The following is a 10,354-nucleotide window of genomic DNA, read 5'->3' as shown; positions in this document are numbered from 1 at the left end:
GCAGGTCCAGCAGGGCGTCAAGCGCCCGGCCTCGGAGGCGGCCGCCGCCGTCGTGGCCGCCGCCACGGCCGACCTGCCCACCGGCACGCTCATCGGCCCGGCCGGCGTGCCGGACGACACCCTGCGGCAGTACCTCACCGAGGAGGTGACGGCCGCCGTACGCCGCTGGACGCCCCGCCTGCTCGGTGCCTGACCCCCGTCAGGAGAGGCTGCGGGCGTAGGCGGAGGTGAGCAGGCGGGCGGTGTCGATGACGTGCCGGCGGCGGCGGGCGTAGGCGGCGCACTCGTCGTCCTCGTCCAGGACCGCCCGGCACATCCCGGGCACCGCGAAGTTCCAGGCGATGAGCCCCATGAGGGTGAACAGCAGGTCCTGGCCGGCGCGTACGCACTCGGCCTGCTTCCGCTCGGGCGCCACGCCGCTGTCGGCGAGGAAGCGCACCTTGCCGCGGAACGCCTCCCGCCGCTCGGCGTCGCCCGCGCCGGCGCCGCCCGCCTCCAGCGCCTCCCACAGCAGCAGCCTGATCAGGTCGGGATGCTCCTGGTACCAGTCGAACATCTGGCCGATCGACTCGGCCACCGCGCCCGGGTCGATCGAGACCGAGCGGCTGACCTCCTCCAGCTTGGCCCGCACCACGGCGGCGAACAGCTTCTCCTTGCTGCCGTAGTAGAGGTAGATGGCCTGCTTGTTGGCCCTGGCCTCCTCGGCGATGCGGCCGACCCGCGCGCCGGCCAGGCCGTAGCGGGCGAACTCGGCCGTGGCGGCCTCGAAGATGCGCCGTCTGGTGTCCTCCGCGTCGTAGGCCATGCGAGGAATTAAACCACCCGGTTGACTCTTGTGCCTCCTGCGGGCAGGATCGGCCTTGGACAAAAACATCCGGTTGGTTTATTTCGCCTGGAAGGGCATCCCCATGACCTCACCCGTTCCCGTCCGCACGCCGCTGCCCGCCTCGCTGGCCGGCGCCACCGCGCTGCTCATCGGCGGCAGCTCCGGCATCGGCCTGGCCGCCGGCGCCCTGCTGCGCTCGGTCGGCGCCCGCGTCGTGCTCCTCGGCCGCGACGCCGAGAAGCTCAAGGCCGCAGCGGAGCACGTACGGGCCGTCGCACCCGGCGGCGAGGACGACGTGCTCACCGTGGCCGGAGACGCCGGCGACGAGCGCACGCTCGACGAGGCGTTCGAGCGGGCGGGCCAGGTGCAGCACGTCTACCTCACCGCGGGCGGCATCAGCGGCGTGGGCCCGCTGGCCGACCTGCCGCCCGGCGACATCCGCGCCACCCTCGCCGACGGCCTGTGGCGGCCCTTCGCCGCCGCCCGCGCCGCGGCCACCCGCCTGCCCGCCGGCGGCTCGCTCACCTTCAGCTCCGGCATCCTCGTCACCCGGCCCATGCCCGCCATGACCGCCCCGCTCGCCGTCGCCGGCGGCGTGGAGATCCTCACCAGGGCTCTGGCCGTCGAGCTGGCCGCCGCCCGCGTACGCGTCAACGCCATCCGCTACGGCCACATCGACACCCCGCTGCTGCGCTCGCTGCCCGGCCTGGACTCCGACGAGGGCGTGGCCGCCGCCGGGCAGAGCGCCCCGCTCGGCCGCTTCGGCACCGCGCAGGAGGCCGCCGCCGCGGCGCTGTTCTGCATGGCCAACGGCTACGTCACCGGCCAGGTCATCACCGTCGACGGCGGTGAGAGCCTGGCCTGAGCACCGGTCAGGTGTGCAGGGCAGGGCGGTAGACGAGTTCCTGGATGCGGCCGTCGAGCGTACGCGACTCCAGCAGCTCCAGATCGAAGTCCGCCGCACCCTTGAAGATCGGGGACGCCCCCGTCCGCCCCGTGATGACCGGGAAGATCGTCACCTGCACCCGGTCGACGAGGCCCGCCGCCATCAGCGCCCGGTTCATCGCCAGGCTGCCGTGCGAGCGCAGCGGCACCTTCGACTCCTCCTTCAGCCGCCGGACGACCTCGACGGCGTCGCCGCGCTCCACGGTCGCGTCCCGCCAGTCGAGGGGCTCGGCGAGGGTGCCGGAGACCACGGTCGCGGGAAGGTCGCACATCCGCCGCACCCACGGGTCGCGTACGTCCGCGTCGTCGGCGGCGCCGGCCAGCATCTGGACGAACGCGCGGAAGGTGGTGGCGCCGAACACCATCCGCTGATCCTCGCTGTAGCAGGCCAGGCGATGATCCAGCAGTTCGGGGCCCTGCTTGCCCCAGTAGCCGCTCCAGTCGGCCGTCGCCGAGCCGAAACCGTCGAGACTGCTGAAGACGTCGAAGGTGTAGGTGACGGTCACGGCGCTGCTCCTCGCGTACGGGCGATCGGGTTCGTCCTTGCAGACCACGCATCGGCCCGGAACTCATCGCCGCCGGGCTCCGCCGATCCTCACCGGTGCACGCCCGTGCGACCAGGGCGCGGGAGGGACGTTCACCGGACATCGCCGGCATGGCGCTCCGCCGCCGCCGTCAGCTCGCGGTGGCCGCGAAGGTCACCGGCGTGCCGTTCGCCGAGGACTTCCTGCGGCGGCCGATGCTCGCAGGGCCCATCCGCATGGGATGAGGCGGCCCCCAGCCGGGCTGGGGGCCGCCGGATGGATGGATCAGACGCCGAACGGCGCCGCGTAGCGGATCAGGCCGGTCGGGACCGGCCGTCCGGGGTCGAGGGCGAGGGCCATCATGTACTTGTCCTCGACGTCGAAGGGCGGGCGGATGCCGTGCCCGGAGGCCGGGGTGAAGCCGAAGCGCGGGTAATACTCGGCGTGGCCGAGCACCACCACCAGGTTCTCGCCCTGCTCGCGGGCGGCATCGAGCGCGGCCCTGATGGCGGCGCCGCCGGCTCCTCGCCGCTGGTGCTCGGGCAGGACGGCGCACGGGCCGAGAGCGAGGGCGGGTTCGCCGCCGACGTGGCAGCGGGTGAGCAGCGCGTACCCGGCGGGCTCGCCTCCGTGGGTCTCGGACAGCCAGGACAGGCCGGGCAACCACGCCTGCGGGTCGGCCCGCAGCCCTTCGACGAGGTCGGCCTCGTGGGCGGTGGGGAAGGCGGCGAGGTTGATGTCGCGGATGGCGGCGACGTCACCGGCGCCTTCGGGACGGGTGATCCAGGAATGAGACAACGTAAGAACCCTTGTGAGAAAGGGGCCCCGACGAGGTCGGCCCGTCCGGCTCAGGCCTGCGGGCGGACCGGGGCCCGGGATGTGAGGTCGGTCCGGGCGCTGCCCAGGGCAGCGATCTTCGCCGCGGTCATCAACCTCACCTCCCCTCTCACGATCGAAAGGCACCCTATCATCCGATCCCGCGTGAGGTGAGCACGCGCCACAGGCCCGTCACGGCCAGCACGGACGCCGCGCCCGCGGCGGCGACGACGAAGCCGGGCGCCACCACCTCACCCAGCGCCCCGCCACCGGCCGCGAACAGCCCCTGCCACGTCATGGTCCCGGTCAGCGCCAGCCCGAACGCCTGCCCCCGGATCGCCTCCGGCACCACCGCGAGGAACCGCCGGGCCAGCCCCAGCTGATACGCCACCCCGAACCCCGACACGCTCAGCAGCACCCCCGCCACGACGGGTCCCGGCGAGCCCGCGAACCCGAGCAGCGGCCCGCCGAGCAGCAGCGCCGGCGGCCCCGCCAGCCGCTCCCTCAGCCGCGGGGCGACCAGCCGCCCGATCACCAGATCCCCGGCGAGCATGCCGAGCGCCACAGCGGTGAACAACCAACCGGCCGCATCCGGCGCCCCGGCCCGAGCCGCGTACGGGACCAGCACCCCTTCGGCCCCCACCACCAGCGCGGGCGGCACCCACTGAGCCCACAGCAGCGCACGGACATCCGGCCGGCGCAGCAGCTCGCGGTTGACGCGCCAGGTCCGCCCCACCGTCGACCCGCCGGCCGGATCACGGCCCGGCCGTTCGGCCAGCCGGAACCGCAGCAGCGCGGCCGACACCAGGCAGCTCGCCAGCGACGGCACAGCGACGGTACAGCGACGGTACAGCGACGGTACAGCGAGGGTGACTGGCGGGCCGGGATCGTGGCACGGCCCGGCGGCAGCAGCGCCGAGGTGGGTGGCGTGACAGGTCTGAGGCGTTGCGTCGAGGTACGCGACACATACGAGGCGTGGTGCGGGGTTGTGGTACGTTCTGCGGCGTAAGGTGCAGCGCTCCTCGGTGAGCGCGTCGGGACATCCGGCCGGCACGGCAGCCCCACAGGCGCGGCTGCCTGAATCTCTCGACGGAGAGCGTGCTTCGCCATGTCCACCTTCTTCGCAGCGACCGGCGGTACCGGTCAGGACACGTCCGGCGGCATGCTCCCAGATCGGACTCGTTCCATGATCCTCGTCACCGGAGGCCGCGGCGCGGTCGCCACCCATCTGGTCACCCTGCTGCGCCAGGCCGATCTCCCCGTACGTGTCGCCTCCCGTAATCCCGGCGCCCTCCAAGTCCCCGGCGGCGTCACGGCCGTCACCTGCGACCTCGCCGACCCGGCCACCTTCCCCGCCGCGCTGCGCGGCGTCAGCCAGGTCTTCCTGTACGCCGAGCCGGCCCACGTCGACCGGTTCATCGCGGCCGCCAAGCAGGCGGGCGTCGAGCACGTGGTCCTGCTGTCCTCGGCGTCCGTGCTGGCTCCGGGCGCGGCCGACGACCCGCTGGCCAGGTCGCACCTCGACGTCGAGACGGCGCTCCTGACGTCCCCGCTCACCATCACGCTCCTGCGCCCTGGTTCGTTCGCGAGCAACGCGAGCGCCTGGGCGTGGCCGATCAGGAAGGGCGACCCGCTGGGCCTGCCCTACCCGGGCGCGCACACCGACCCCATCCACGAGCGCGACATCGCCGCGGCGGCCGCAGCCGTGCTCACCGACCTGCGCCACCAGGGCCGGCACTTCCACCTGACCGGCCCGCAGTCCCTCACCTTCACCCAGCAGATCGACCAGCTCGCCGAGGTGATCGGCCGGCCGATCGGCGTCAAGCACGTCACCCGGGAGGCATGGAAGCAGGAGATGGAGGCGTACCTGCCTGGCGACTACGCCGACGCCCTGCTCGACTACTGGCGGGCCGGCGACCGGACGCCGGCCCAGATCACCGACACCGTGGAACGCCTCACCGGCCACCCCGCCCGCACGTTCGCGACATGGGCGCGGGACCACGCCGGCGACTTCAGAGCCGAGGGCTGATGCCGGCCACGGTCAACGTGAACAGGCGCTCCGCCGCCGCCTGAGAGTCGGGGCGGTGCTCGGTGGTCAGGACGATGCCGATGATCAGGGCCACCAGCTCGGAGACGGTGACGTCACCGGGCACCGCCTTGTCCTGCACGGCCCGGCGCAGCAGCGGCTCGCCGGCCTCCTCGATGCGCGTCGAGCAGGAGTTGTGGTGCACCGGCTCGCTCTCGCCGTCGTAGACGAGCGCGGCCGCCAGTCCCCGGGCGGCCACGCAGTAGGTGAGCAGGTCGCTCAGCCATTCGAGCAGGGCGGCGCGGGCGTCGTCCTTGCCGGCCAGTTCGTCGGCGCGCTCGCACAGGGCGTCGATGCGCTTGTGGGAGACCGCCTGCAGCAGGGCGCGGCGGGTCGGGAAGTGGCGGCGCACGGTGGCCGAGCCGACGCCCGCGACGCGGGCGATCTGCTCGAGTGAGGCGGCGGCGCCGTGGGCGTCGACCTCCTGCTCGGCCACGGCGAGGATCCGCGCGTAGTTGCGCCGGGCGTCTGCGCGCCGACGTTCGGGCATGGCGTCGTCTCCCCCTTCCTAAGTGGCGGGCCCCGCCGTTTCGGGTTGCTAAGTGGCGGGGGCCGCCATATCGTACCGCAAGAGGAAACGGCGGGCCCCGCCATTTCCCGTACGTCATGAGGAGCATCATGTCCGCATCCACCGCACCCGTCCTGGTCACCGGCGCGACCGGCAGGCAGGGCGGCGCCACCGCCCGCGCCCTGCTCGCCGCAGGCGTCCCCGTCCGCGCCCTCGTGCGCGACCCCGCCGCAGAACGCGCCAAGGCCATCGAGGCGCTCGGCGCCCAGCTCGTCACCGGCGACCTCGGCGACCGCGACTCCGTAGTCCGCGCCGCCGAGGGCGCCCGCGCCGTCTTCTCCGTCCAGATGCCCCCCTTCACCGCCGCCGGCGCCGACTTCGACGAGGAGGTGCGCATGGGCGTCAACCTCATCGAGGCCGCCAGGGCCGCAGGGGTGGCGCAGTTCGTGCACACCTCCGTCACCGGCGCCGGTCACCAGGCCGACATCCCCGGCTGGACCGAAGGCCGCTGGAGCGCCCTGAAGCCCCCGATCGAGGCCAAGGCCGCCATCCAGGACCGGCTGCGCGCGGCCGGCTTCCCCCGCTGGACGATTCTCAAGCCGTCCTTCTTCATGGTGAACTTCCTGCCGTCCATGCGGTTCCTGTTCCCGCGTGGCGTCGAGGGCGGCCTGGTGAGCCTGCTCAAGCCGGACACCCGCGTGCCGCTCATCGACACCGAGGACGTCGGCACCGCGGCCGCCGCCGCCATCGCCGACCCGGACCGCTTCCACCAGGTCGAGCTGGAGCTGTGCGGCGACTTCCTGTCCATGACGGAGATCGCCGCGACCCTCTCCCGCGTGCTGGGCGCCCCGCTGACGGCTCCCGACATGACCGTGGAGGAGGCGAAGGCTGCCGGGATGCCGGACATGGGGATCTCGCACGCGTACATGAACGTCAGGAGCCAGCCTGCCAGGCCCGAGTACGCCAAGGGCTTCGGCATCCCCATGACGACCTTCGCCGAGTGGGCCGGGAAGAACCTGGCCTGACGCCCGACCGTCAAGCCCGTGCCGCTCAAGCTGCCGCGCGGCAAGAAGGGCCGCTGAGGAGGCACCGTGACGGCCGGCTAAGCTCCACTGCCACGGCCGCCCTGACCAAGGTGTGGTGTCAGGTCATGCACGACGTGCGGAGCAGCCGGGGTGGTCAGAAGCCGAGCAGCTTCGGCCCGTCCGTGAGCCGCCCCAGCATGCCCGGCACCGCCGCCCGCACCGTGGCCATGCTCTCGGCGGGCAGGTCGAGACGGACCTCGAAGACCGTCTCGGTCCGCAGGCGGTCGGCGGCCTGCGGGGTCAGCTCGACCCGCAGCGTCGCACCGTCGAGGGTCAGCGAGCGCAGGCCGCCGTCGGTGGCGCCCTCCGGGTGGCGCGCCAGGTAGTACGTCTCCTCGTGCACGGTCAGCACGACCGCCCCGGCGTCGGGGTCGTCGGGCCGCTCGCCCAGCCAGAGCAGCCGCTGTCCCGGCACGGGCTCGGAGCCCTCCTCGTGGCCGGCGACGCGGGCGGTCATGCCGGCGGCAGGGGTGTAGGACACCTCGCCGGTGATCGGCGGGGCCGGCCGGTGCTCGTCGAAGGGAGAGTGCCACGGCCGCTCGTCCAGCAGCGGGACGGGCAGCCCGAACGGCATGGCGGTCGGCAGCGCCGCGAGCAGCCACTCCGGCGGCACGTCACGAGGGAACGTGGTCAGCTCCCCCAGCGCCGCCGCAGGCTCCACCAGTGCGAACGGCATCGCCTCTCCGTCGGCCCGGCAGTCATGACCCCGGCTGCCCGCGGTGAACTCCAGCTCACAGCTGAACCAGGTGCCCTTCCCCTTGCGATAGGACAGCTCACGCAGCCGTTCAAGGGGCTCGTCCAGGCCATCGACCACGACCGGCCGCCCGTCGCCCATCACGGTCGTCACCCCGGACGCGCCCAGCTGGGCCCGCCGCACCGTCACCCGCGAGGCGTCCGGGACGGCGGCGCGCACCAGATCGCCGATGTGCATGCGCGTGTCGTGCCCCTCGTCCATCTGATGAGGAAACCTGCGGTGCGCCATCATGCCCCTTCCCGAGCGAGGTTCGCCGACGTGTCAGTGGTGAGCAGCGCGTGCAGGGCCCGCAGCTCGCTCAGCAACGCGCTGCTCCCCCTGCGGGCCGCCAGGTCGCGCACCCGCGGGATCTCCCCGCGCGCCCCGCACCACCCCGCGACGGTGCCGGCCAGCGCGACGAAGGCGGCCGACCCGTTGCGCGGCCGTGCGCCCGGCTCGGGCAGCACCACGGGCAGCGCCGCCGCCATGATCTCCCACACCTGCGCGTGCGCGCCCCGCTGAGCGGCGGTGTCGAGCGCGGCGATCATGTCGCTCATCTTGACCTCGCCGCTCGCCAGCAGCAGCCCGGCCTGCCTGCCGACCTCGGCCGCCGGTAACTCGCCGCGCGCGGCCACCTCCAGCAGCACATCGACCGCCTCCATCTCCTGAGGGTCGCCCAGCACCCGCGCCAGCACCGCCGCGAACGCCGCCCCGGCCGGCCCGCCGGCCCGCGCCAGCGCCCGCGCGTGCTCCGCCTGCACGTGCGGCCGGCCGTAGGAGTGCACCACGTAGGGGCCGAGGTGCGCCGCGGCCGTCTCCCGATGGAAGGGCAGCATCGCGGGCCACCAGTCGAGATGACGCACCTCGGCGTCGGAGGAGACGGAGGTCTCGAAGCGGTTGAGCAGGAAGTCGGCCAGCGGCAGCCCGGTGCGCGCCGCCCGGCGGGCGAGGGGGTGCGGCTTGATGTAGTGGTGGTGGTCGCGGGCGTGCCAGTCGTGCTCGGGCCCGTGGTCGCCGCACCGCCACCGCAGGCCCAGCTCGGTCTCCGGGTGCCGCCAGGCGGCCAGGATGCGCCCGGCCGGCGACGTCAGGTGACCCGCCTCGACCGGCTCGTCGGGAGGCAGCCGTAGCAGCGCCTGCTGGAAGTCTGCGGCCAGCGGCTTGGCGCCCGCCGCCTCCAGCACCTCGAGCCGGCGCACCAGCTCGTCCGCCGCCACGTGCCCGGTGTCGTGGGTGGGGGTGGCCAGCAGCAGCGGCGGCAGCGTGCCCTCACCGAGGGCGCGCAGGATCTCGGCCGCGCGGTGCAGCAGCACGCGGTGCGGGACGGCCAGCCGCCCCGAGGGCATCAGCGTGCGCCACGCCGGCTGGTCGGGCCCGACGCCGACGACGTGCGTGACCGCCCCCCTGAACCAGTCGTCCACCGAGTCCCAGAACGAGGACTGGTATTGCCAGCGCCACCACGGCTGCCTGAGGCCCTCCAGCCTGGCGGCCAGGCCGGCGCGGTCGCGGCCGGCCAGCGTGACGAACCCGGCCAGCAGGCGTTCCCACGTCTGCCACGTCTGGGGCATGGACACCCACAGCGTCACCAGCTCGTCGGGAGTGGCGGGCGGCTCTTCGAAGGGCCGGGCCCGCTCGGGCACGGCGGGCAGCGGTGGTGGCACGAAGACCGGCTCGGCCACCGCCGCACCGCCGAAGGCCGCCGCGAGGCGGCCGCCCAGCCGGGGCGGCAGCAGCTCGATCGCCTCGCGCACGGCCGCGCGCCCCTCCTCGTCCATCGCCGCCGCGCAGGCCAGCGCCAGCTCGGCCGCCTTCTCCTGCAGCTCGGCGGACTCGGCGGCGAACGCCCTGGCCAGCGGCACGGCCACCACGCCGGCCAGCTCGGGCTGCCGGCGCACCGTCGCCTGCAGCCACGACAGCCCGGCCCGCACCAGCTTGCGCTCCTGGCGGAACAGCAGCGACTCCCACGCCTCGGCCAGGTCGTCGGACGTCAGCGCCGAGCAGCCGCGCAGGCGCTTGGCGGCCGCCTCGGCGACCTGGCCGGGCGCGGCGGGCAGCAGCCGAAGGTAGTCACGGGCGCGGCCGTCGACCTCGCCGGGCGCCGGATCGAGCGCCTCGTGCAGGTGGACGAAGAAACGCAGCTCGGTGGGGGCGCCGCCGAGCAGGAACCGGCGCAGGCAGCCGTCGAGGAGATCGGCCCGCCGCACCCGGCCGCTGTCGGCGATGTCAAGGAGCGCGCCGAGCCAGCCCTGGTCGGGATCGCTCTGCCACTGCAGCTGACGCCCCACGCCCTGCGCCTCGAACAGCCGCGGCAGCAGGTGGTCGAGCAGCGGGTCGTCGGCCAGGTCCTTGGGCGGCTCGGACACCCAGCCGGCCACCAGCACGTCGTGCGGCGGCGGCTCGATGCCGGTCTCGCGCAGCAGGGCGAGCGCCAGCCGCATGCCGCGGTCGTCGGCGGTGCGCAGCCGCAGCGTCAGCCGCTCGGCCAGGTCGGCCCGCCAGGCGGCGGGACGGTCGGCGATGACGGCCAGGACGAGATCGACGTCGTTGTCGGGGCCGGCCCACTGGGGCGCGAAGGCCCGGCGGTAGAGCCAGGACGCCACGGCCGCCGCGCCGCCCAGCGTGGCCGCGCCCGCCACGCGCAGCACCGGGCCGAAGTCGGTCAGCCCGTCGCTCTCCCACCGGCTGAAGGTGGCCGTCAGCTCCTTCAGCAGCTGCGGCAGCTCGGCCGCGACCCGCTTGCGCGCGGGCTCGTCGAGGGCCTTGACGCGCTCGGCGAGCCGGTCGGCGTGGCGCTGCCAGATCAGCTTCCTGATCTCGTCCTCATGATCCAT

General features: G+C 74.1%; 12 protein-coding genes. 5 read left to right on the top strand and 7 right to left on the bottom strand.

Going from position 1 to position 10,354, the window contains the following annotated elements:
• The coding region (locus ABZW11_RS08415; protein ID WP_355414046.1) for a hypothetical protein at positions 1-193 on the top strand (193 nt) is incomplete at its 5' end.
• Between the two features lie 6 nt (positions 194-199).
• Here the strand turns inward: ABZW11_RS08415 and ABZW11_RS08410 are convergent.
• Positions 200-805, bottom strand: a complete 606-nt coding sequence (locus ABZW11_RS08410; RefSeq protein WP_355414044.1) for a TetR family transcriptional regulator — start codon at positions 803-805, stop codon at positions 200-202.
• Positions 806-908: 103 nt separating this feature from the next.
• Between ABZW11_RS08410 and ABZW11_RS08405 the strand changes: the two genes are divergently transcribed.
• Positions 909-1,691, top strand: a complete 783-nt coding sequence (locus ABZW11_RS08405) for an SDR family oxidoreductase (protein WP_355414042.1) — start codon at positions 909-911, stop codon at positions 1,689-1,691.
• A 7-nt stretch (positions 1,692-1,698) separates the two neighbouring features.
• Here ABZW11_RS08405 and ABZW11_RS08400 read toward each other — a convergent pair whose 3' ends face one another.
• Positions 1,699-2,277 carry a dihydrofolate reductase family protein gene (locus tag ABZW11_RS08400; RefSeq protein WP_355414040.1) on the bottom strand — a complete coding sequence of 193 codons (579 nt, stop codon included), beginning with the start codon at positions 2,275-2,277 and terminating at the stop codon, positions 1,699-1,701.
• 95 nt (positions 2,278-2,372) lie between these two features.
• Here ABZW11_RS08400 and ABZW11_RS08395 point away from each other — a divergent pair, with 95 nt between their 5' ends.
• On the top strand, positions 2,373-2,540 hold the full coding sequence (locus tag ABZW11_RS08395) for a hypothetical protein (protein ID WP_355414038.1): 168 nt from the start codon (positions 2,373-2,375) through the stop codon (positions 2,538-2,540).
• Between the two features lie 40 nt (positions 2,541-2,580).
• Here ABZW11_RS08395 and ABZW11_RS08390 read toward each other — a convergent pair whose 3' ends face one another.
• Together ABZW11_RS08390 and ABZW11_RS08385 are read right to left on the bottom strand one after the other, a co-directional pair.
• A complete protein-coding gene (locus ABZW11_RS08390) occupies positions 2,581-3,093 on the bottom strand; it encodes an N-acetyltransferase (protein ID WP_355414036.1) in 513 nt (170 codons plus the stop codon).
• Positions 3,094-3,262: 169 nt separating this feature from the next.
• Entirely contained in the window at positions 3,263-3,940 is a 678-nt protein-coding gene (locus ABZW11_RS08385; protein ID WP_355414034.1) for a hypothetical protein, read from the bottom strand.
• Positions 3,941-4,297: 357 nt separating this feature from the next.
• Here ABZW11_RS08385 and ABZW11_RS08380 point away from each other — a divergent pair, with 357 nt between their 5' ends.
• Complete coding sequence (locus ABZW11_RS08380; RefSeq protein WP_355414032.1) at positions 4,298-5,140, top strand: NAD(P)H-binding protein; 843 nt, start codon at positions 4,298-4,300, stop codon at positions 5,138-5,140.
• On the opposite strand, the gene ABZW11_RS08375 is transcribed toward ABZW11_RS08380, so the two are convergent.
• Positions 5,124-5,687, bottom strand: coding sequence for a TetR/AcrR family transcriptional regulator (locus ABZW11_RS08375; protein ID WP_355414030.1), 564 nt, complete (start codon positions 5,685-5,687; stop codon positions 5,124-5,126). The genes ABZW11_RS08380 and ABZW11_RS08375 overlap by 17 nt on opposite strands.
• Positions 5,688-5,815: 128 nt before the next feature.
• Here ABZW11_RS08375 and ABZW11_RS08370 point away from each other — a divergent pair, with 128 nt between their 5' ends.
• A complete protein-coding gene (locus ABZW11_RS08370; RefSeq protein ID WP_355414028.1) occupies positions 5,816-6,730 on the top strand; it encodes an NmrA/HSCARG family protein in 915 nt (304 codons plus the stop codon).
• 154 nt (positions 6,731-6,884) lie between these two features.
• Here the strand turns inward: ABZW11_RS08370 and ABZW11_RS08365 are convergent, their stop codons facing one another.
• Together ABZW11_RS08365 and ABZW11_RS08360 are read right to left on the bottom strand one after the other, a co-directional pair.
• Positions 6,885-7,745 carry a hypothetical protein gene (locus ABZW11_RS08365; protein WP_355414026.1) on the bottom strand — a complete coding sequence of 287 codons (861 nt, stop codon included), beginning with the start codon at positions 7,743-7,745 and terminating at the stop codon, positions 6,885-6,887.
• A 26-nt stretch (positions 7,746-7,771) separates the two neighbouring features.
• Positions 7,772-10,354, bottom strand: a complete 2,583-nt coding sequence (locus tag ABZW11_RS08360; RefSeq protein WP_355414024.1) for a DUF6493 family protein — start codon at positions 10,352-10,354, stop codon at positions 7,772-7,774.

Origin of the sequence: Nonomuraea sp. NPDC004580, assembly GCF_040609855.1 — a bacterium.
GTDB classification, from domain to species: domain Bacteria; phylum Actinomycetota; class Actinomycetes; order Streptosporangiales; family Streptosporangiaceae; genus Nonomuraea; species Nonomuraea salmonea.
This window is presented reverse-complemented; position numbering and strand designations above follow the sequence as displayed.